This window comes from Pseudomonas sp. C2.3V (genome assembly GCF_058536325.1).
Genome location: NZ_JBZUBN010000001.1, coordinates 539,501 through 560,450, shown reverse-complemented (window position 1 = coordinate 560,450; position 20,950 = coordinate 539,501). Strand labels below are relative to the sequence as shown.

At 57.4% G+C, this 20,950-nt stretch carries 20 protein-coding genes, 1 pseudogene and 1 riboswitch; of the genes and pseudogenes, 12 read left to right on the top strand and 9 right to left on the bottom strand.

Annotated elements, in window-relative coordinates:
* Nucleotides 1-39: 39 nt before the first annotated feature.
* Nucleotides 40-1,236, bottom strand: coding sequence for a phosphoserine phosphatase SerB (gene serB, locus AC4LF3_RS02780; RefSeq protein ID WP_491834727.1), 1,197 nt, complete (start codon nucleotides 1,234-1,236; stop codon nucleotides 40-42).
* 167 nt (nucleotides 1,237-1,403) lie between these two features.
* Between serB and AC4LF3_RS02775 the strand changes: the two genes are divergently transcribed.
* The 3 genes from AC4LF3_RS02775 (at nucleotide 1,404) to AC4LF3_RS02765 (ending at nucleotide 5,422) form a co-directional block, all read left to right on the top strand.
* Nucleotides 1,404-2,966 carry a histidine kinase gene (locus tag AC4LF3_RS02775; protein ID WP_312270593.1) on the top strand — a complete coding sequence of 521 codons (1,563 nt, stop codon included), beginning with the start codon at nucleotides 1,404-1,406 and terminating at the stop codon, nucleotides 2,964-2,966.
* The gene (locus AC4LF3_RS02770) at nucleotides 2,896-4,659 is read left to right on the top strand and encodes a C13 family peptidase (RefSeq protein WP_491834726.1); all 1,764 of its coding nucleotides are present in this window, start codon (nucleotides 2,896-2,898) and stop codon (nucleotides 4,657-4,659) included. The genes AC4LF3_RS02775 and AC4LF3_RS02770 overlap by 71 nt, the downstream gene beginning before the upstream one ends.
* 121 nt (nucleotides 4,660-4,780) lie before the next feature.
* The gene (locus AC4LF3_RS02765; RefSeq protein ID WP_074823364.1) at nucleotides 4,781-5,422 is read left to right on the top strand and encodes an oxidoreductase; all 642 of its coding nucleotides are present in this window, start codon (nucleotides 4,781-4,783) and stop codon (nucleotides 5,420-5,422) included.
* Here the strand turns inward: AC4LF3_RS02765 and AC4LF3_RS02760 are convergent.
* Entirely contained in the window at nucleotides 5,402-6,337 is a 936-nt protein-coding gene (locus tag AC4LF3_RS02760) for a LysR substrate-binding domain-containing protein (RefSeq protein ID WP_312600272.1), read from the bottom strand. The genes AC4LF3_RS02765 and AC4LF3_RS02760 overlap by 21 nt on opposite strands.
* 128 nt (nucleotides 6,338-6,465) lie before the next feature.
* Between AC4LF3_RS02760 and AC4LF3_RS02755 the strand changes: the two genes are divergently transcribed.
* A complete protein-coding gene (locus AC4LF3_RS02755; RefSeq protein WP_491834725.1) occupies nucleotides 6,466-7,842 on the top strand; it encodes an L-serine ammonia-lyase in 1,377 nt (458 codons plus the stop codon).
* Nucleotides 7,843-7,905: 63 nt separating this feature from the next.
* On the top strand, nucleotides 7,906-8,376 hold the full coding sequence (locus AC4LF3_RS02750; RefSeq protein WP_491834724.1) for a YbaK/EbsC family protein: 471 nt from the start codon (nucleotides 7,906-7,908) through the stop codon (nucleotides 8,374-8,376).
* A 21-nt stretch (nucleotides 8,377-8,397) separates the two neighbouring features.
* Here the strand turns inward: AC4LF3_RS02750 and ribB are convergent, their stop codons facing one another.
* The 5 genes from ribB to mpl all read right to left on the bottom strand — a co-directional run bounded on the left by ribB (nucleotide 8,398) and on the right by mpl (nucleotide 12,279).
* On the bottom strand, nucleotides 8,398-9,057 hold the full coding sequence (gene ribB, locus AC4LF3_RS02745) for a 3,4-dihydroxy-2-butanone-4-phosphate synthase (protein WP_374940296.1): 660 nt from the start codon (nucleotides 9,055-9,057) through the stop codon (nucleotides 8,398-8,400).
* A gap of 81 nt (nucleotides 9,058-9,138) precedes the next feature.
* Nucleotides 9,139-9,282, bottom strand: a riboswitch (FMN riboswitch).
* A gap of 47 nt (nucleotides 9,283-9,329) precedes the next feature.
* Nucleotides 9,330-9,614, bottom strand: a complete 285-nt coding sequence (locus tag AC4LF3_RS02740) for a YceK/YidQ family lipoprotein (RefSeq protein ID WP_010796896.1) — start codon at nucleotides 9,612-9,614, stop codon at nucleotides 9,330-9,332.
* The gene (ubiX, locus tag AC4LF3_RS02735; protein WP_074823373.1) at nucleotides 9,607-10,236 is read right to left on the bottom strand and encodes a flavin prenyltransferase UbiX; all 630 of its coding nucleotides are present in this window, start codon (nucleotides 10,234-10,236) and stop codon (nucleotides 9,607-9,609) included. The genes AC4LF3_RS02740 and ubiX overlap by 8 nt, the downstream gene beginning before the upstream one ends.
* A 9-nt stretch (nucleotides 10,237-10,245) precedes the next feature.
* Nucleotides 10,246-10,884: a LemA family protein gene (locus tag AC4LF3_RS02730; protein WP_074823375.1), complete on the bottom strand. Its 639-nt coding sequence runs from the start codon at nucleotides 10,882-10,884 to the stop codon at nucleotides 10,246-10,248.
* Nucleotides 10,885-10,929: 45 nt separating this feature from the next.
* Nucleotides 10,930-12,279, bottom strand: a complete 1,350-nt coding sequence (mpl, locus tag AC4LF3_RS02725; RefSeq protein ID WP_491834723.1) for a UDP-N-acetylmuramate:L-alanyl-gamma-D-glutamyl-meso-diaminopimelate ligase — start codon at nucleotides 12,277-12,279, stop codon at nucleotides 10,930-10,932.
* Nucleotides 12,280-12,550: 271 nt separating this feature from the next.
* Here mpl and AC4LF3_RS02720 point away from each other — a divergent pair, with 271 nt between their 5' ends.
* Both AC4LF3_RS02720 and AC4LF3_RS02715 read left to right on the top strand, forming a co-directional pair.
* Entirely contained in the window at nucleotides 12,551-13,207 is a 657-nt protein-coding gene (locus AC4LF3_RS02720; RefSeq protein WP_010796893.1) for a DedA family protein, read from the top strand.
* Between the two features lie 3 nt (nucleotides 13,208-13,210).
* Nucleotides 13,211-14,045: pseudogene (locus tag AC4LF3_RS02715) on the top strand (M90 family metallopeptidase).
* Here AC4LF3_RS02715 and AC4LF3_RS02710 read toward each other — a convergent pair.
* The gene (locus AC4LF3_RS02710; protein WP_491834722.1) at nucleotides 13,985-15,094 is read right to left on the bottom strand and encodes a mechanosensitive ion channel family protein; all 1,110 of its coding nucleotides are present in this window, start codon (nucleotides 15,092-15,094) and stop codon (nucleotides 13,985-13,987) included. The pseudogene AC4LF3_RS02715 and the gene AC4LF3_RS02710 overlap by 61 nt on opposite strands.
* 190 nt (nucleotides 15,095-15,284) lie before the next feature.
* Here AC4LF3_RS02710 and ppa point away from each other — a divergent pair, with 190 nt between their 5' ends.
* Nucleotides 15,285-15,812, top strand: coding sequence for an inorganic diphosphatase (ppa, locus tag AC4LF3_RS02705; RefSeq protein ID WP_010796890.1), 528 nt, complete (start codon nucleotides 15,285-15,287; stop codon nucleotides 15,810-15,812).
* Between the two features lie 256 nt (nucleotides 15,813-16,068).
* On the opposite strand, the gene rlmE is transcribed toward ppa, so the two are convergent.
* Nucleotides 16,069-16,689: a 23S rRNA (uridine(2552)-2'-O)-methyltransferase RlmE gene (rlmE, locus tag AC4LF3_RS02700; RefSeq protein WP_019366818.1), complete on the bottom strand. Its 621-nt coding sequence runs from the start codon at nucleotides 16,687-16,689 to the stop codon at nucleotides 16,069-16,071.
* 240 nt (nucleotides 16,690-16,929) lie between these two features.
* Between rlmE and AC4LF3_RS02695 the strand changes: the two genes are divergently transcribed.
* The 4 genes from AC4LF3_RS02695 (at nucleotide 16,930) to ispA (ending at nucleotide 20,857) form a co-directional block, all read left to right on the top strand.
* Nucleotides 16,930-18,579, top strand: coding sequence for an NAD(P)/FAD-dependent oxidoreductase (locus AC4LF3_RS02695; RefSeq protein WP_219650897.1), 1,650 nt, complete (start codon nucleotides 16,930-16,932; stop codon nucleotides 18,577-18,579).
* On the top strand, nucleotides 18,579-19,310 hold the full coding sequence (locus AC4LF3_RS02690; protein ID WP_010796887.1) for a TrmH family RNA methyltransferase: 732 nt from the start codon (nucleotides 18,579-18,581) through the stop codon (nucleotides 19,308-19,310). Before AC4LF3_RS02695 ends, AC4LF3_RS02690 begins: the two co-directional genes overlap by 1 nt.
* A 429-nt stretch (nucleotides 19,311-19,739) precedes the next feature.
* Complete coding sequence (locus AC4LF3_RS02685; RefSeq protein ID WP_010796886.1) at nucleotides 19,740-19,982, top strand: exodeoxyribonuclease VII small subunit; 243 nt, start codon at nucleotides 19,740-19,742, stop codon at nucleotides 19,980-19,982.
* Nucleotides 19,979-20,857: a (2E,6E)-farnesyl diphosphate synthase gene (gene ispA, locus AC4LF3_RS02680; protein ID WP_019366822.1), complete on the top strand. Its 879-nt coding sequence runs from the start codon at nucleotides 19,979-19,981 to the stop codon at nucleotides 20,855-20,857. The genes AC4LF3_RS02685 and ispA overlap by 4 nt, the downstream gene beginning before the upstream one ends.
* Nucleotides 20,858-20,950: the final 93 nt, after the last annotated feature.

The window sequence follows — 20,950 nt, the reverse complement described above, 5'->3', positions numbered from 1 at the left end:
AAAAAGCCGGCAATAGCCGGCTTTTCTTTCAGCGCCTGATCAAAGCACGTGGTCTCGGTCTCTGACACCCAGCAGATACAGCACGCCATCCAAACCCAGTGTTGTAATTGACTGGCGCGCCGACTGACGCACAAGCGGCTTGGCGCGAAAGGCAACGCCCAACCCGGCCAGACCCAGCATAGGCAAGTCGTTTGCCCCATCCCCTACGGCAATGGTCTGTTCAAGGCTCAGCCCTTCCTTCATGGCCAGTTCACGCAGCAGATCGGCCTTGCGCTGCGCGTCCACAATGGGCTCTACCGCCACACCGGTCACCTTGCCGTCCACTGTTTCCAACTCGTTGGCATAGACATAATCGATGCCCAGCCGAGCCTGGATCTGACGGGCAAAGTAAGTAAAACCGCCGGACAGGATGGCGGTCTTGTATCCCAATCGCTTGAGCTCGGAAAACAGCCGCTCGGCGCCTTCGGTCAGACGCAGCCCTGCACCGATGTCTTCGAGTACCGTTTCAGGCAGGCCGTTGAGCAGGGCAAGTCGCTCCTTGAAGCTGGCCCTGAAATCGAGCTCACCGCGCATGGCTCGCTCGGTGATGGCGGCAACCCGCTCTCCGATACCAGCGGCCTTGGCCAGCTCATCAATGACTTCCGCCTGGATCAATGTTGAATCCATGTCGAATACGGCCAGTCGCCGATGACGGCGGAACAGCGTGTCAGCCTGAAATCCGATATCCATCTCAAGGTTCTGGGTCGCAGTGAAGAAGGCCGCCTTGAGCCCCTCCAGATCCTGCGGCTCACCCGCCAGCGTGAATTCCAGCGCAGCACGATCCCTGACTTCAGGTGCCGACAGCCGCTCGATACGCTCAATGGTCATACCGTGGGACTCGACAAGTTCGCTCACATGTTGAACCTGGTGGGCGTCCAGCTGGCGTCCCATGAGCGTCAGGATATGGCGAGGAGCCAACTCGCTGGCCTGCCACGCGGCATAAGCCTCTGTATCCAGAGCAGCCAGGTGCACTCTGGCCCCCACGGCCGCAGCGCGTAGTTCGAGCGCTTCACCCAAGGCAGCGGCATCAGCGCCTTCGGGCAACTTGATGAGCAACGCAAGTGTTATGGCCCCCTGCACACGACTCTGACGAATATCCAGCAACGCTGCGCCTGACTCGGCCACTACGCTCGTCAATGCAGCACTCAAGCCGGGGCCGGCATACCCGGTGCTGGTAATGAGAAGAATGTCTCGCAAGGCGCAGCCTCCACCAAGGGGTCAAAAACCCGATTCTACCTGTTTCCGAAAACGGTGCAGAACCACCCATACGCAGACGAGTGGTTGACGGACTCGGTTAGTACGCTTTAACGACCTCTGGTCGCTGGTTATACTTCGCCCCACATTTTTGCCCAAAGAATTCACCAGTGACCCGGCACGCGACCGTCAAGCCCGACAATTTCTTCGTTCTGCTGTTTCGTGCAATGCGCCAGCGCCGTGTTCCTATCGCGCTCCGCATTGTTTCCCATAGCCTTATTCTCGTCATCGCCGCCCTGGTGATCTATGCCGTTGTCGTGGCCTTGCAGTTCCGGCATGCCATGCAGCAGCAGGCCGATGCCGTAGGCCAGACGCTGGTTACCCAGACGGCCGCCTCGGCGACGGAGCTGCTGGTATCCAACGATACGCTGAGCCTCAACGTGCTCTTGGGCAATCTGGCGCGTAATCCGCTGGTTGCCCACGCGGCAGTGTTCAGCCCGGATAATCGTGTACTGGCCGAAGCAGGCACCCGCCCGACGCGCAATCTTCTGGGCGAGGCGGAAGGCATCTACTCCACATCAATCAAGTTTCAAGACGTGACCACTGGCCAGCTGCGTATCAGTCTGGACATGAATCAGTTCCAGCAACCCATGGTGATCAGCCTGCAAAACATGGGATTGTTGGCGCTTATCCTGTTGATGCTGACCCTGATTCTCAGCCTTCGCCTGGGCCGCAACATTTCCACGCCCCTGCTGGAGCTGCGCGTCTGGCTGCGTGACCCGGATGATCCGGCTCCCAGCGTTGGTCGTCAGGATGAAATTGGTGACTTGGCGCGTCAGCTCCAGGCGCGGTTGGTCCCGGAAAAACCCAAACCGGCACCGGTTAAACCGTCCAAGAAAGCCAAGGCAGCAGCTCCGGTAGAAGGCGACGAGGACAACCCGTTCCTCGATGAAAGCGCCGGTATCAAGGTTCGCTCCACCTCACCACGCAAGGCTACCGCAGCCGCCAAGAAACCGGCCAAAGCACCGGTGACTACCGAAGACGGTGACGACGAGTTCGACGAAGATGCCTTTGCCGATATCATGCCGGACGAGGCAGAAAACGAAGTTGTAGAGACAGCGGCAGCCGCCGAGCCCGTTACACCGGCCATGGCGTCAGAACCCGACATCGTTTCCAGCGCGGTACTGGCGATCCAGCTCGGGTCTCAAGAGCAGTTACGCAAGCTGCCCCGTGCGCGCCTGGTCAGTCTTCTGGAGCGTTACAGGGATTGCCTGGAGCAGGCCACCTCGCTGTACAAGGGTGAACTGCATAGCCTCATCGATGGCGGCAGCCTGATCCTTTTCCACGAAACCCAGGGCGAAGATGATTATCTGACTCATGCCTTGTGCTGCGGTGAAATCATGCGAGCGCTAGGCCATGCCCTTCAGGTCGAAGTAGCCGACAGCGGGATCACGCTGCAGCTGCAGCTGGGTCTGACGCAGGGCGAACGTCTGGTGAACCTGAAGCTGCCCGAGCTGCTCAATAACGATACGGTCCGGAACGCTATCGCACTCAGTCGGCACAGTCGCAACCTGCTCCTGGTCGAGCACAGCATCGCCGATGATGAACTGCTGCGCCAGCGTGCCCGAATCCGCTCTATTGCGAGTCCAGAAGGTGCCAGCTGTGTCGAACGCCTGCTTGAACCCTATTCGTCTACCCTTGAACGCCATCTGGTTCGTCTCGAATCCCGTTAAAGCCGGCACACGCCGGCTGGGGGCCCGCATCCATCAGGGCCGTTCCCTCTGGATGGTAAGGCCGCCCTATCGGGCGACCCGAGCGCTTCTTCCCCTGGGGCTCGCCATGAGCCTCGTAATTCTTCCCGCCCCTTTCGCTCAGGCAGCCGAGATCCGTCTGCCGGATGGCTCGGTCTACCACGGCGATGTGGAGCGCGGACGCCTGCAAGGTGAGGGGCGCCTCGACTGGGCCAATGGCAACTGGCTGCGGGCCTCGTTCAGAGACGGCCTGGCCGAAGGCCTGGGCGAGCGGTTTTTTGTGGATGGCACTCGCTATCGAGGCCGCTTTCACCATGGCCTCTATGAGGGCCAAGGGCAGCTGACCTCCCCCAGCGGACGTTACGAAGGCTCCTTCCACCGGGGGATGTACCATGGCAAAGGAGTCTTGGAGTCCAATGACGGCTGGCGTTACGAAGGTGATTTCTTCGAGGGCCGCATGCAGGGCCGCGGCGCGCGGACTGAAAGCGACGGCAGTCAATATAACGGCATTTTCACGGATGGCCGCCTGAACGGCAGAGGTCAATGGGTCGATCAGGAAGGCAATCTGTACGAAGGCAACTTTGTTGACAGTGCTTTCTCCGGCCAGGGTCGCTATCAAAGCGTAGATGGTAATGTCTGGGAAGGGTCCTTCCAGAAAGGGGAAATGACCGGCCAAGGCAAGTACCATGGCAGCGATGGCAGCCGTTACAGCGGCAGCTTCAAAAGCTGGCAGTACCATGGGCTGGGGCAATACACCGAGGCAGACGGCAGCGTGTATATCGGTGACTTCCTGAACGGCCAGTTCGATGGCAATGGCACCTACACCCATGCCGATGGGCGCCGCGAAAGCGGGCTCTGGAGCGAAGGCCAGTTCATCCGCAGCGATGACGGTGTTTACCAACCTGACCCCATGGAAGTTGCGCTACTGGAACAAGGCGAGCGCCTGGGTCAGGAACTCAATAACGTCCGTCCCTCTACGGCCAGTACCGAGCTTTACGGTATTACTCTAGCAGGCGATGGCGATCAGCGCGTGTTTCAACGTGAAGCCGATTATGTCGCCAAGCTGATGGTCAATCGTTTCAATGCCCGTAGCGTGGTTCGCCTGATCAATCAGCGTGATCTTAAAAGCGTAACCCCACTGGCAACGCGGGAAAATCTTCATCGCGCCATTGCCACCCTGGCCGAGCGCTCAGGGCCTGAGGATTTGATCTTTGTCTACCTCACCAGCCATGGCTCCTCCGACCATCGTTTATCCTTGAGCGAGCCGGGTCTGCAACTGGCCAGCTTGCCGGCCATTGAGTTTGCGTCCCTGCTTGAGCCGCTGAAGAACCGCGACAAGATCGTTGTCGTTTCAGCCTGCTACAGCGGCGGCTTCCTTCCCCCGTTGCAAGATGACCATACCATGGTCATTACCGCCTCACGTGCGGACCGGACGTCTTTTGGCTGCACGGACGAAGCGGACTTCACTTATTTTGGGAAGGCCTTGTTTGCAGAAGCCTTCCAGGCAACAGACGATCCCGAGCAGGCATTTTCGATCGCCAGCAAGCGTGTCGCCGAGCGCGAGGCGGCACAAGGGTTCGAGCCATCGGAGCCGCAGATCTGGGCGCCGCCTGCTGTTCTGAAAAAATGGCAGGCCTATCGCGCTGGATCAACCAGCCACGTTGCAGAGCAATGAGCCTTTCGCTCTGAAATGTTGTCCGATGGGATAAGGGCGGGCATTACAACGAAGCGGACCGGGCAGAAGCGCGGGCCGCCTACCTGCTCCGCCAGTCATGCTCATCGAAAGGAGCTTTGCGATGCACCTGACTCCGCAACATGTCCTGATTACAGGCGCCACGGGGCTTACCGGCGAACACTTACTGGATCGCCTGCTGAATGAGCCAACCATTCAACGTGTCCTGGCGCCCACCCGCCGACCACTTCCTGCTCATCCACGCCTGGAAAACCCGGTTGGCGAATTGCTGGATGTGCTGCCTCAGCTCACCGGCCCGCTGGATACGGCCTTTTGCTGCCTGGGCACCACGATCAAGAAAGCTGGCTCACAGGAAGCCTTTCGCGCCATTGATTATGACCTGCCCATCGCTGTCGGACGTCGCGCACGCGAACTGGGTGCCAGACACTTCGTGGTTATCAGTGCCATTGGTGCCGACGCTTCCTCCTCGATCTTTTACAACCGGGTAAAAGGTGAGCTTGAAGAGGCACTACAGGATCAAGGCTGGCCGCAGATCACCTTTGCACGCCCCTCGCTGTTGCTCGGCCCCCGTAACGAGCAGCGGTTGGGCGAGCAGATTGCCGCCCCGCTCTCCCAGCTGCTGCCTGGCAAGTGGCATGGCATTGAGGTCTGCGTGTTGGCACGAGCACTCTGGCGACTCGCGTTGGAGGAAGGCGACGGTGTTCGTTTTGTCGAGTCGGACGAGCTACGCCGGCTGGGGCGTTGACGCACTGGCCAGGGCCTCCTCAACCAGCCAGTCATGCAGTGAGCGTACACGTGGATCAGCGAGAGCACCTTGCGCATAAAGCAGGACATAACGCTTGCGCGCCGGTACGGATACCCCGAAGGGAATAACCAACGCACCCCGCTCCAGCTCGTTAGTGATCAAATGACGCCGCGCGATGGCAACCCCCATGCCGGCAATGGCCGCCTCAATAGTCAGGTGATTGCGATTGAACGTATGACCTCGCCTGACATCCAGTGCAGGGGCGCCAATGGACGCCAGGTAAAACTCCCACTCGGCATACTCATAACTGCCGCGCCAGGCAGTGATGTCATGCAGCAATGGGTAATGATCCAGCGCCTCGGGACGATCAAGTGGCGGGCGCCCCTCCAACAGCGAAGGAGCGCACACCGGAAATATCTGCTCGTCCAGCAACGACGTGGATGCAAGACCAGGATAACTACCGTCATTAAGATCGATGGCAAGGTCGAACTCGCCCTCGCGCAGTGACCATGAACTGTCCTCAGCAACGACCCGAAGCTGGATATCCGGAAAGCGAGCCTGCAGCTTGGGTAGCCGCGGCATGACCCATTTGCCGAGAAAGGAAGGAATCGAGCGTAGCCGGAGCACGCCGCCAAACTGACCGGCATTCAGCCGCCGCAGCTCTGCATCCACAAGCCCTGAGGCCTGATTGACCGTTGAGGCCAGCCGTTGTCCCTCCGCCGTCAGCTCCAGCCCTCGGGCCACTCGGTGAAACAGCTTGAACCCCAACCGCTCTTCCAGCTGTCGCATCTGCTGGCTAATGGCGCCAGGCGTTACATGCAACTCCTCGGCACAGCGGGTAAAGGACAGGTGGCGTGCCGCACAGGCAAATACTTGAAGCCAGGCTTGCGTTTGCGCGTTCAGGATCCGGCTCATGGGTTTAGCTCTACTAAAGGGTCGCTTAGAACGTATCGATTGTGCAGGGAGGCTGCTTTTCCCATGATGATCCTCAGACTGTTACGTACGTTACGGTCACCATTGAACCTCATATCCAGGACTTCAGCATGGCCATCAGCGTATTCGACCTGTTTAAAATCGGCGTGGGTCCTTCCAGCTCTCACACGGTAGGCCCCATGCGAGCCGGTGCATTATTCGTCTCCACCTTACGTGAGCAACAATGCCTGGAGCAGACTCGCCGGGTAGAAGTACGCCTGTATGGCTCCCTGTCCGCAACAGGTGTCGGGCACGGGACCGACCGTGCAACGTTGATGGGGCTGATGGGAGAGTGGCCAGACCGGGTTGATCCCGACCGGATCGAGCCCTGTATCCAGACGCTCAAGCTTGAAAACACGCTTATGCTCGGGGGTAGCCATCCTATCGAGTTCGTCTGGACCCGAGACCTGCATCTGCTCGATGAGAACCTGCCTTACCATCCCAATGCAATGACCATCACCGCATTTGGCGAGACTGGAGAGCTTTTCGAGGAAACCTACTATTCCGTGGGCGGCGGTTTTGTTATCGACAGCCAACAGGCGGCCAGCGGTCAGCGTGATCAGGATACCACTACCCTGCCCTATGACTTCTCCAGCGCAGCAGAACTGCTACGCCTGTGCCGCGAGCATGGGTTGTCCATTTCCGCCCTTATGCTTGCCAATGAAAAAGCCTGGCGCAGTGAGGATGACATTCGCGCAAGCCTTTTACAGATCTGGCAGACCATGCGCGAATGTATTCGGAATGGGCTAGCCCATGAAGGTGTACTGCCGGGCGGCCTTAAAGTCCCACGCCGTGCCGCTCGTCTGCACCGTAGCCTGCGGGCGATGACCAACCCGAGCGTTATCAGCTCGACGCTTTCAGCCATGGAGTGGGTCAACCTGTTCGCCTTGGCGGTCAACGAGGAAAATGCCGCGGGAGGTCGCATGGTAACGGCGCCTACCAATGGCGCGGCGGGCATCATTCCTGCGGTACTGATGTACTACATGAAATTCAACCCGGATGCGAACGATGAAGATGTCGTGCGCTATCTGCTGGCTGCGGCCGCAGTAGGCATCTTGTGTAAAAAGAATGCCTCGATCTCAGGCGCTGAGGTGGGGTGTCAGGGCGAAGTGGGCTCGGCCTGTGCCATGGCCGCCGCCGGACTAGCCGAGCTGCTGGGCGCGACGCCAGAACAGGTGGAAAATGCTGCGGAAATCGGCCTTGAGCATAACCTGGGCCTGACATGCGACCCGGTGGGAGGACTGGTTCAGGTGCCCTGTATCGAGCGCAATGCCATTGCCGCCGTGAAAGCCATCAATGCCGCCCAGATGGCGCTACGCGGTGACGGAGAACATTTCATCTCGCTGGACCGAGTCATTCGTACCATGCGTGATACCGGTGCCGACATGCAGGACAAATACAAGGAAACCTCTCGAGGCGGGCTCGCTGTCAGCATGGTTGAATGCTGATCAAGGGTTGACGCACGCGCCCGGCTTTTCAAGAATCCAGGCTTTACCGAATGGGAGCCCCTCATGAGCCTGGATTCAGTCCGCGACTTTTTCACGACCCACGCCCCGGATATTCACATCATTGAGCTTGAAACCAGCACCGCAACCGTTGCCCTGGCGGCCGAGGCACATGGCGTCGAACCGGGGCGAATTGCCAAAACGCTTGGACTGAAGATTGGTGAGCGTGAGGTGCTGCTCGTGGCACGAGGCGATGCACGATTGGACAATAAAAAGCTCAAGGCTACGTTTGGCGGCAAAGCCAAGATGCTGGATGGCGAGCGCGTGCAGCTGCTGACCAGCCATCCGGTAGGCGGCGTTTGCCCATTCGGACTGGCAACGCCCATGCCGGTATATTGCGATTGCTCGCTCAAAGCTTTTGATGAGGTCCTGCCGGCAGCTGGCGCAATCCACAGCGCCGTGCGCATTACCCCGCAACGGCTGGCCGAACTGGTCGAGGCCCAATGGGTGGATGTCTGCCAGGAACCGACCGAGTAGCTGGCAGACGTTGGCGTTACATCAGACGACGCTGACCGACTGGGATGCCAATAGTGCTTCCTCCTCACGGTAACGCACGATCTCCTCAATGGTCAGCACAGGTATCCCGTGCTGCTGCGCGTAGTGCTCGACATCAGTACCACGCGCCATGCTGCCATCAGGGTTCATCAGCTCGCACAATACAGCCGCCGGACGTAGCCCTGCCAGCATGGCCAGCTCCACCGAGCCCTCGGTATGACCGCGCCGAGTCAGCACCCCACCTTCACGCGCGCGTAAGGGAAAGATATGCCCGGGGCTGACGATTCGGCTCCGACCTTCGCAGGAGTCCAGCGCGGCCCGAATAGTGATCATCCGATCAGCAGCCGAAACACCGGTAGTCACACCTTCCGCCGCCTCGATAGAAACTGTAAACCCTGTTCCATGACGTGCCTGGTTATTCTTGACCATGGGTGGCAGGTCCAGGCACCGCACACTGGCATCATCCAGGCACAGGCAGACAATACCGCTGCCATCCCGGATCATCTTTACCATCGTGCTCAAGGTGAGGTTTTCGGCAGCGGCTACCAGATCAGCTTCGTTTTCGCGGTCGGCATCATCCAGCAAAAGCACTGGGCGCCCCTCGCGGTAGGCTGCTACAGCAGCATGCAGGCGGGAATGGCGTTGTGGGTCGAGCATAGGCATGAAACGTCCTCGTTGGAGTGAGTGAACGTTTCAGGGCAAAAAGCGCAGACGCTACTTATGCCAGGCGGCATAGGCAGACAAACGCATCTTCTTTCATCCGGACTATGACCGTCGGCCCTGGAATCACACCAGGTCTGCTGACCTCCGACGTATCGGAGCGCTCGCGGGCTTGCCACCATGTGGTTTACCGCCGGTGGGGAATCTCACCCCGCCCTGAAGACCCGACCGACTATAACGAAGTGAAGCCGCCTTCGCCAATGCCTGGGGATAGCTCAACTGCCTCCGCGAACGTTCAGCCCGATACCCAACACCTTTGCCAGGGCAAGGGGGAATAACACCGTGTCCACCAGCAGACTGCCCGGCAGATCGAACCCGGGATAGGCGGGAGCCTCTACGCCAAAGCGTTCCGTTGGACAGCAGCCCCCTTGAATGGCATACCAGTCCAGCCGGGTTCCCGAATAAACGATCGGAGCGCCCGGCTTGCTGGCGTTGAGCGTACTGACGCTGGCGCAGCCACTCAGCACAAGCACCAGGCACGCACAGAGGAACTTACTCATCGCTCACCAGATGATGCTCCCCCCAACGGGGCAGCATGTCTTGGGGAATACTCAACGTATTAAGAATCCGGGCCACGACAAAGTCGATCAGATCATCCACCGTTTGCGGCTGGTGATAGAAACCTGGCGCAGCCGGAAGAATCGTCGCGCCCAGGTTGGACAGCTTGAGCATGTTTTCCAGATGAATACTGGAGAATGGTGATTCCCTGGGTACTAGAACCAAGGTGCGCCGCTCCTTGATGGCCACATCGGCAGCGCGCTCGATCAGGTTATTGCAGGCACCTGTTGCAATGGCGGACAGCGTACCGGTCGAGCATGGGCAAACCACCATGGCTGCCGGCGCACTGGAACCTGACGCCGGAGGCGCCATCCAGTCGCTCTGGCCAAAGACTCGAATCTGCCCGGGCGCAGCGCCAGTGTATTCCGTCAAAAACGCCTGCATGGCCTGAGGTTTAGCCGGTAGCGCCACATCGGTCTCAGTGGCCATGACCAGCTGTGCAGCCTTGGAGATCAGGAAGTGAACCTCACGCTCCTCCTGCACCAGACAGTCAAGCAGCCGTAATCCGTATTGAGCACCAGAAGCGCCGGTCATTGCCAAAGTAATGCGTTCAGGGCCAGCCATCATGTCTCCTTACTCCGGATTACTGGGGGTAGAAGATGTATCGCGCTTGTCCTCAAGCTTGCTGGCTAGTTTAGTTTTAGCTGTCGCAACTGAGCGGACTACAGCATCACTTCCTTTATTTAAAGCTAACCGTAGGGCCTCAGAGTCATCCCGTGCAAATAACTTGATATTGTTTAACGCTTCTGGGTCTTCGCTATCAAAGTAAGGCACCGTGTCGAAATTCAGTTTGTTGGCAATCAACACAGTAGGAAAGCTGTTGCGCTTGACATTATAGCCTTTGACCTGCTCGTTATAGAACTCGCGCCTCTCGAAGATTGTCTGCTCCAGCCGCTCTAGCTGCTCCATTAGCGTCTGGTAGGTTTCATTGGCACGCAATTGCGGATAATTCTGCGCCAACGCAGATACCCGCTCCATCGCGCCCTCAATATTGTTTGAAAGGGTAACGTGGGTTAGCTTTTCGTGCTCGCCATACCCAGAGGCTATATCGATCACCTGATTAGCCAAGTCGACCCGCTTGCGCATCGAAGCCTGCAAGTTTGAGGAGGCTTCGCGAATCGCCTGCATTGCCGCTTGCAGGCTGTTGTATTGCGAGACGACCCAAACTGCTAGCGCCACGACTAGGGCTAACAGAATCAACAAATACTCCATGATTTCACTCCATTGAAGACAAAAGGCAGCAGCGTAATGCAAAGCTTAACGCAATGCTTCAGCTAATTTTTTATGTAAGCCACCAAACCCGCCGTTACTCATGATAACTACATGGGTCCTGCCTTTCGCCGCCTCTTTAACGCGCGCGATAATGGCCTCAAGCGAGTCGCAAACAACCGCCGGGACAGGGCAATTCGCTGCTGTCTCGGCCAGATCCCACCCCAGGTTCGGCGGTGCATACCAGATAACGGAGTCGGCCTGTCGAACACTGTCCGGCAGGCCGTCACGGTGGGCGCCCAACTTCATCGAGTTGGACCGTGGCTCAATGACTGCAATGATGGATTCCTCTCCTACACGTGCCCGCAATCCTTGAAGCGTAGTGGCAATGGCCGTGGGATGATGGGCGAAGTCATCATAGATCGTGACACCGTTGATTTCGGCAACCGTTTCCATTCGGCGCTTGACGCTCTTGAATGCATTCAACGCCTCGATCCCTTGAGGCGGCACGACGCCTACATGCCGCGCGGCGGCCAAGGTGGCCAGAGCATTGGCTACGTTATGCTGGCCGGTCAGACTCCACTCAACCGTTCCCTGTGTCTTCCCATCGAAGATTACCTCAAACCGCGAGCCGTCCTCATGGAGCAAGCGGGCCTGCCACTGCCCGCCCTCTCCTGTCGTCTGAACCGGCGTCCAGCACCCCATCGTCAGGACATGAGACAGCGCTTTTTCAGCAGTTGGATGAATGATGAGTCCTTCACTTGGAATCGTACGCACCAGATGATGAAACTGCCGCTCGATCGCTGCCAGATCAGGAAAGATATCGGCATGATCGAACTCGAGGTTATTCAGGATAGCGGTGCGCGGTCGATAATGGACGAACTTGGAGCGCTTATCGAAAAAGGCGCTATCGTACTCGTCAGCCTCTACGACAAAGAAAGGCGTTCCGCCCAGCCGGGCGGATATCCCAAAATTTTGGGGTACACCGCCAATCAAGAAGCCCGGGCTCATGCCTGCATGCTCTAGCACCCAGGCCAGCATGCTCGTGGTGGTGGTCTTGCCGTGGGTACCCGCTACAGCCAGGACCCAGCGTTCCTGCAATACATGATCTGCCAGCCATTGCGGTCCGGATACATAGGGCAACCCCTTGTTCAGGACATGCTCCACAGCCGGATTACCCCGGGAGAGTGCGTTGCCGATCACGACCAGATCCGGCGCCGGTTCAAGGTGGGCAGGCTCGTATCCCTGCATCAGCTCGATACCCTGTGCCTCCAGCTGCGTACTCATGGGCGGATAGACATTGGCATCGGAACCGGTCACTCGATGACCCAACTCCTTGGCCAGCACGGCCAGAGAGCCCATGAACGTCCCGCAGATGCCGAGAATGTGGATATGCATGAATAACCCCTGACAAGCGAGGCCCTGGCAGCCCCATTGAAAACGAGCCGAAGGTTAGCACAGCGCCGTCAGGACTCTATGGGTTCATCCGCCTCGTGAATCACGAAATTCCATCTGATCCCAGCCGAGCTCCGGCCTTGAAAGAGAAGAAAGCAGATATCCGTGCGGTAGATCGCAAATCCCACCCTACCGTTTACCCTAATGGCTACTCGCGACCTAGAGCCTTCGCCCTATAATGGAGCTTCGACCCGCTGCCATAGATAGGCTGTACATGGACTTTAACCCGATCGATCTGATCCTCCACCTCGACGTTTACCTGGAAATGCTGGTCAGCAACTATGGGTCATGGATCTATTTCATCCTGTTCCTGGTCATTTTTTGCGAAACGGGCTTGGTAGTCATGCCCTTCCTGCCCGGTGACTCATTGCTGTTCATTGCTGGTGCCATTTGCGCAACAGGCGGCATGGACCCCTGGCTTCTGGGTAGCCTTCTTGCCTTTGCGGCCGTTGCCGGTGACAGTACAAACTATGTCATTGGCCGAACCCTGGGTGAAAAGCTTTTCTCGCGACCAAACTCCAAGATATTCCGTCGTGACTATCTGGAGCGCACCCAGGCGTTCTATGCCCTGCATGGCGGCAAGACCATTACCCTGGCGCGATTCCTGCCCATCATCCGAACGTTCGCGCCATTCGTGGCGGGCATCGGTCGTATGCACTATCTCCGTTTTCTGGGCTTCAGCGTCCTGGGCACGTTCCTCTGGGTAGGCGGTCTGGTTACCCTGGGTTACTTCTTTGGCAATGTGCCGTTCATCAAGCAGCACCTGTCCATGCTGGTTATCGCCATCATTGCCATCTCGCTGCTGCCCATGGTCATCAGCATGGTCAGCCGTCGTCTGCGTCCGAGCCCCAGCCGCAGCGAAATCGGCTAACGCATGTGGTCCCTGCGCGCCTGGCGGGATCGACGTGTCCTTGAACGGACCGTTATCCCGCCGGCGCTCTGGGATGAAGTTCATTCCCGCCTGCCTTTCCTCGACGGACTCCCGCCTGAATCTGATCAACGGCTTCAGCAGCGCAGCATCCTTTTTCTGACGCATAAACGCCTGACGCTACTGGGTGACATTGCGCTTGCTGACGTTGACCGCCTGGCCCTGGCTGCCCAGGCCCAGCTGCCCTTGCTATACCTGCCTGAGGAAGACTGGTATGGCAACTTCCACGAGCTGATCCTCTACCCCTCGGATTTTGTCAGCCAGCAACGCTACCGTGACGATAGCGGAATCGAACATGAGGAAAGCGAAAACCATAGCGGTGAGGCCTGGCTACAAGGTCCCAGTGATTCTGGCGCGGTCGGGTGTTCAGGAGAGCGGTGACTGGACGGGTTACAACCTGGTCATTCATGAATTGGCGCATAAGCTCGACATGCTCAACGGCGATGCCAATGGCCTGCCCCCACTGCACCGGGACATGTCGCTTCCTCGCTGGGCTGAGGTCATGCAGGCTGCTTACGATGACCTCAACCGACAGATTGATACCCATAAGGAAACACTGATCGATCCCTATGCCAGCGAGCATCCTGCTGAGTTCTTTGCTGTCTGCTGTGAATACTTCTTTACCGCACCCGATGTACTCGATCAGGCATACCCGGATGTTTATATGCAGCTACGTCAGTTTTTCCGTCAGGATCCACTGACGCGGCTACAGGCATTGGCTCAGCGGATTTCAATTCCCGCAGCCGAGTCACCTCCACGAGGAGCGTCCGGCGAACCCTGATAGGCCAAGGGAACCTCCTCCAGAAACTCCAGCGACCGAACAGGCATACCGAACTTGATGCCACGCTGGTCCAGCCCCTTGAGCAGTGCCAGATTGATGTCCTGTTGAATATCCATGTACTGGTTGTAGTCCGCGCTCAACACGTAATACACCACCTCGAATTTCAAGGCGCTGCTTTCCAGTGCCAGCAGATGCGCACGATCGAAACGGGTGTTCTCCAATGACGTGACAATCTGCTTTACGAGTGGAGCAATTTCACCCACTTGATCGGCAGGTGTGCGGTAACTGATATCGAACTGGAACAGCACCCGCCGTTCGGACATCCGCTTATAGTTATGGATCGTCTGCTGCAGCAGCTTCGTGTTGGAGCAGACCACCTGCTCACCGCTAAGGCTGCGAATCCGCGTGGTCTTGAGACCGATGTATTCAATGGAGCCAGCAATATCGCCAAATACGACGAAATCACCTTGCTCGAAAGGCTTGTCGATACCAATGGACAGCGAGGCAAACAGGTCACTCAGCACATTCTGAACGGCCAGCGCGACGGCAATACCACCAATACCCAGGCTGGCGACGAACGCCGTGATATCCACACCCAGGTTGGAGAGTACTGCAAGCAGAACCACCGTCCACAAGGCTACCCGGACCATCAGCGAAATCATGGTCATGGTGAGCTGACTGCGCTGATGGCCATTCCTGTTCTGCAGTGCCGAACGTGCCCACAGCAGAATTGCGCCATCGACCCACAGCCCGAACTGTAGAGCCAGGACCAGGAACCAGATATGGCTGACGCGTGCCTCCCAGCTTGGGCTCAGATCAATGACATACAGTCCGATCTGAATAGCCATGAGCAGAATCAGCAAGCGACTGGTTCGACCAATGATCTCGCCTACGTAATGTGCCCAACCGCTGTTTGCCCGGGAGGACCAATTTACAACGCGACTGGTAACGGCTGTAACGAGCCGGCGAATGACGCCATAGCTGATGATAGTAATGACAAGTGCAAGCGCCAGGTTGATGGCTGTCGCCTCATTGATCCATTGGAACATGCCGATGTTGTCTCCGATTCAGAGGAAAGCTGCCCCGCCCTCTAACAGGCAGGCCTCTTTTTTCGGGTCCGTTACCGTTACAAAGTTCCTGCTTTGAACCTTATCCCACCCCAAGGCTCGAATCGCGGGTCAAATATGCCTATACTCCAAACCACATCAATTTGGCCTACCAACAAAGGTGAGTCGCTCTATGAGCTATAGCAAGATACCGGCCGGCAAAGACGTGCCGAACGACATCTACGTCGCGATTGAAATCCCGGCTAACCATGCACCCATCAAATACGAAATCGACAAGGACAGCGATACTCTGTTTGTCGACCGGTTCATGGCGACTCCGATGTTCTATCCGGCCAACTATGGCTATATCCCCAACACGCTGGCTGATGATGGCGATCCCCTCGACGTGCTCGTCGTAACGCCTTATCCGGTTACACCAGGCGCCGTCATTCGCGCACGTCCGGTTGGCGTACTGCACATGACCGACGAAGCCGGTGGCGATGCAAAATTAGTTGCCGTTCCGCATGACAAACTGTCTGTGCTGTACCATGATGTAAAGGAATACACCGACTTGCCGGCTCTGCTGCTGGAGCAGATCAAGCACTTCTTCGAGAACTACAAGGATCTTGAAAAAGGCAAGTGGGTAAAAGTTGAACGCTGGGGCAATGCTGAAGAAGCCCGTGCGGAGATCTTAAAGGCAGTCGCGGCTTACCAAAAATAAGTCGCTACTACCTCACGAAGCCGGCCACAAGCCGGCTTTTTAACGCCTATCGTTTTACCCGGTTTCGGTCAAACCTGAACAAAGCCAGACCTTTGGCTCTGCATCGACTCGTTGAGCGCTATCCAAGGCGGTCATCTAGCGAATAGTGCGGGAGGGTATAACGCTCAGCGAAAGGTGCCCTTTTGGTTTTTTGTCATCGCTGGACTGTGCGCAACCCAGCGAAGCGTCAAGCTCTCGAAGAGCACACCACGGGGCCTTATCCTTTAAACCCCTTTGCCACCAGATAGACCTCCCTTGAGCGCGGCCGCGATGCCTCTGGCTTGCGTATCATCACCTTCTCGAATGAGGTGCGAACGTCTTTCAGAAACTCGTCGGAGCCCTCTCCCTGGAATACCTTGGCTACAAGATTGCCGTTGGGCTTGAGGACCTGACGCGCCATATCAAGGACGAGCTCGACCAGATACATCGAGGACGCCTGGTCGGCAGCAGCGATGCCACTGATATTGGGAGCGATGTCAGAAATGATCAGATCAGGTTGATTGCCATCGAGCTTGTCGAGGATCTGTTGGAACACCGCGTCGTCGGTGAAATCGCCCTGGATGAAGTCGACGTTCTCCAGCGGGTCCATCGGCAGAATGTCACTAGCCAGAACCCGTCCCTTCTCGCCTACGAGACCGCCAGCCACCTGTGACCAACCGCCCGGTGCGGAGCCAAGGTCCATGACCAGCATGCCGGGACGTATCAGCTTGTCCTTCTCGTTCAGCTCGATCAGCTTGTAACTGGCACGAGAACGCAAGCCATCCTTCTGAGCCCGCTTAACATAAGGATCGTTGACGTGTTCATCCAGCCAACGGCGGCTGCTTTTGGATCGTTTCATGAGGGAGCCAAGCACGGAAAATTCAATGGGAGAAGCAGACCAACGCCTGGAAAAAACAGAAAGCGATTGGACGCACAATAGCGATAATTATAAACCGATAATGCACGACTGGTGGGCGGGGATCGTGCAGCACTTTCTTAGGCAGGGCTGTCGGGGATGGATAGAGAGAGGTATAATTCTCCTCTTACCCCATCCCTTCTAAAGCTTCCTTTGCCGGAGTCACCGGCCAGGATTACCGCCATGATTCGCATCAACGAACTGTCCCTGCCTCTTGATCACTCCTCGGATGAGTTGCGCAAGGCTATTGTCAAACGCCTGGGCATCAGCGACGCCGACTTGCTGAACTTCACTGTATTCAAGCGCAGCTACGATGCACGCAAGAAAAACAGCGTCATTCTGTTCATCTATATCATCGATCTAGAGGCACGCAACGAGGCGGCAATCCTGGCGCGCTTTGCCGATGACAATCATGTACGTCCAGCACCGGATACCCACTACTACCCAGTAGCTCAGGCGCCCGCCCACTTGTGGGAGCGCCCGATAATCGTAGGCTTTGGTCCTTGTGGATTGTTCGCAGCGCTGCTGCTCGCACAGATGGGATTCAAGCCCATCGTACTGGAGCGCGGCAAGGATGTACGTAAACGCACCAAGGATACCTGGGCGCTGTGGCGTAAAAAGATCCTGACGCCGGAATCCAACGTGCAGTTTGGTGAGGGAGGAGCCGGCCTGTTCTCGGACGGTAAACTTTATAGCCAGATCAAGGACCCCAAGTTCTACGCCCGCAAAGTGATGCACGAGTTCGTCCGCGCTGGCGCGCCGGAAGAGATCATGTATGTGAGCAAGCCGCATATCGGCACCTTCCGTCTCACTGGCGTGGTCGCAGCGATGCGTGAGGAGATCATCGCCTTGGGTGGCGAGGTGCGCTTCGAGAGTAAAGTGACCGATCTGCTGATCGACAACGGCCAGCTTGAAGGTGTGGTGTTAGCCAATGGCGAGACAATCCGCAGCCGCCATGTGGTGCTCGCGCTGGGCCACAGCTCTCGCGATACCTTCCGCATGCTACATCGCCAGGGCGTATATATCGAAGCCAAACCTTTTGCGGTGGGTTTCCGCATCGAGCATCCGCAAGGCATGATCGATCAGGCTCGCCTGGGCAAATACGCCGGCCATCCGGAGCTGGGCGCCGCCGATTACAAATTAGTGCATCACGCCAAAAACGGTCGTGCCGTCTACAGTTTCTGCATGTGTCCCGGCGGAACCGTAGTGGCCGCCACCTCCGAGCCGGGGCGCGTCGTGACCAATGGCATGAGCCAGTACTCGCGCAACGAGCGCAATGCAAACTCAGGCATTGTTGTGGGTATCAACCCGGAGCAGGATTTCCCAGGCGACCCGTTGGCTGGCCTGGATCTGCAAGAACGCCTTGAGTCCCGGGCCTACGAGCTGGGGGGCAGCGATTACTGCGCACCAGCACAATTGGTGGGCGACTTCATCCGTGGAGTGCCGTCGACCGAACTTGGCGAGGTAGAGCCCTCCTACAAACCCGGCGTACGCTTGGGTGATCTTGCGCCCTCGCTGCCAGACTATGCCATCGAGGCCATCCGCGAAGCGTTGCCGGCATTCGGCAAGCAGATTCGTGGCTTTGATCGTGATGATGCCATTCTCACAGGTATCGAAACCCGCACGTCCTCTCCAGTCCGCATTACTCGCGACAACGAGACCTTGCAAAGCCTCAACCTGCGCGGCCTGTATCCGGCTGGTGAAGGTGCCGGTTATGCGGGGGGCATTTTGTCGGCGGGCGTAGATGGAATTAAAGTTGCCGAGGCTTTGGCCAAATCGCTTCTATCGGACTTTGAGATGGCGAACATGCAGCCCAGCCGAGCGGCGTCTTGATGAAATTCGATGACGTCAAAAAACTTCACCAGAAGAAATACCGGGCCGAGTTCGGTTATTTTCTGGTGGAGGGCGAACACCTGCTGCTGGAGTTACAAAAGGCGGCGCTACAGAATCCGCTGCTACAGAGCAGTCAGCTCTATGTAACCGAGGCCTATGAACACTGGGCAAGCTCGTTTGAAACCCATGTGATCAGTGACCGCCAAATGGCGCAGATATCCGATACCAAAACACCGCAAGGCGTTATTGCGCTGGTACCGATGCCGGCCACTAACGCACCGGGTTGCGCGCTTGCTGATAACGAGCGCGCCATTTACCTGCATGAAATTCAGGATCCGGGCAATCTCGGCACCATCCTGCGCACGCTGGTATGGTTCGGTAACTTTCGCTGCTTGCTTAGCCCTGGCAGTGTTGATCCGTACAACCCTAAAGTTGTTCGCTCCAGCATGGGCGCCATTTTTCATGCATCCATTGAGTTGGACGTGAAAATAGATTCGCTGCGCACACGGTTTGACCGCATTGCCTGTCTGGATATGAGTGGTGATCACGTTCAATCGGCAGCGTTTAAGACATTCGATTGCTATCTGTTCGGCAATGAAGCACGCGGCGTACCCCATGAGCAATTGACCGTACTTAATGCGCGACCTTTTACCATTCCCGGATGCGGCGCTATCGAATCGCTGAACCTGGCATCAACAGTCAACATGTGTGCGTATGAGCTGAGTCGATAGCCGATATCAGGAACGTCACCTCGCTTAGCAAAAAGCAGATCCCGTGCTCGACGCTCACGTAACGCTGTAGCGAGGAGATAGTTTCAACTGCGCCATGAAATACTCAGACAGCGGTTTTTGCTCCACAAAAGCGCATCTGTTTTCTATTTTTTCAGGTAGAAAGCCCCTGAAATCAAATTGTCATGCCCTGGCGCGATAGTTGCTATGTGTATTGGCCAGCGAGCAAACAGTTTCGCTTGGTAACACCTTATAGAGTGCACTTCCTCCCGGACCGATGCCTTGGCGTCTGTCCAGCCGTATACGGCCTTGTCCTGGCGCTTACCCCATCGGCTCCTGGACAGGGCCGTTCTTATTTCCGCTGCAAGTATTTACTCGGCTTCCACGCCTCTGCTAGTGTCCCGCGATTGTGTATCACCCCCGAGATTGCCAATGGCCCGCAAGAAAGCTCCCGATTTCGAACACTCCCTGGCAGAACTGCAAACCCTGGTCGAGCGCCTGGAAAGCGGTGAGCTTTCCCTCGAAGAATCACTGGGCGCCTTCGAACAGGGTATTCGCCTGACCCGTGAATGCCAGAGTGCACTGAGTCAGGCTGAGCAGAAAGTCCAGATTCTGCTCGAGCGCGACGGAGTCATGACCGAAGCCCCCTTCGACGTACAGGGCGACGACACATGATCAAGGATTATCAGGCTCGCAGTCAGGCACGTGTCGACGCCATGCTGGACACCCTGTTCGTCTCGCCACGTCCGGAGCTCGATCGCCTGTATGAGGCAATGCGTTATAGCGTCATGGGTGGCGGCAAGCGTGTGCGCCCCTTGTTGGTGTATGCCGCCTGCGAAGCCCTTGGGGGAGAGCCCTCTCAGGCCGACAATGCTGCGTGCGCCGTCGAGCTGATCCACGCGTACTCACTTGTGCATGACGACTTGCCGGCTATGGATGACGACGACCTGCGCCGTGGCCGTCCGACTACGCACAAGGCTTACGACGAAGCGTGTGCCATTCTGGCAGGGGATGCACTGCAAACATTTGCAGTTGAAATACTGACCAACGCACCGCAAACGGCCGAGACACGTTTGGAAATGCTTAATGTCCTGGCTCAGGCTTCTGGCCCTGCCGGCATGGTAGGCGGTCAGGCCATTGACCTTGAGTCCGTTGGTAGACAGATAGACCAGACGGCGCTTGAAATCATGCATCGTCACAAGACTGGCGCACTGATCGAGGCCAGTGTCCGCCTGGGTGCATTGGCCAGCGGCAAGGCCACGCTCGAGCAGCTGGATGCCCTGAGCCGCTATGCCCGCGCAGTAGGATTGGCCTTTCAGGTACAGGACGATGTGCTGGATGTAGAAAGCGACACCGCCACCTTGGGCAAGCGCCAGGGCGCAGATGTTGCGCGGGACAAGCCAACCTACCCGGCCCTGCTGGGCCTGGATGAAGCCAAGCATTATGCGCAGCTATTGTGTGAACAAGCCCAGCAGGCCTTGCAGCACTTTGGCGAGTCTGCCGAACCCTTGCGGGCATTGGCACTCTACATCGTCCAACGCCGCCACTAGTCACACACAGAACAGCTCGAAGCTCTATATGACGGTTCACTGTTGGGTGACTGGAGGGCTTCGGGTAAACTTCGATCTTTCATACCTTATAAC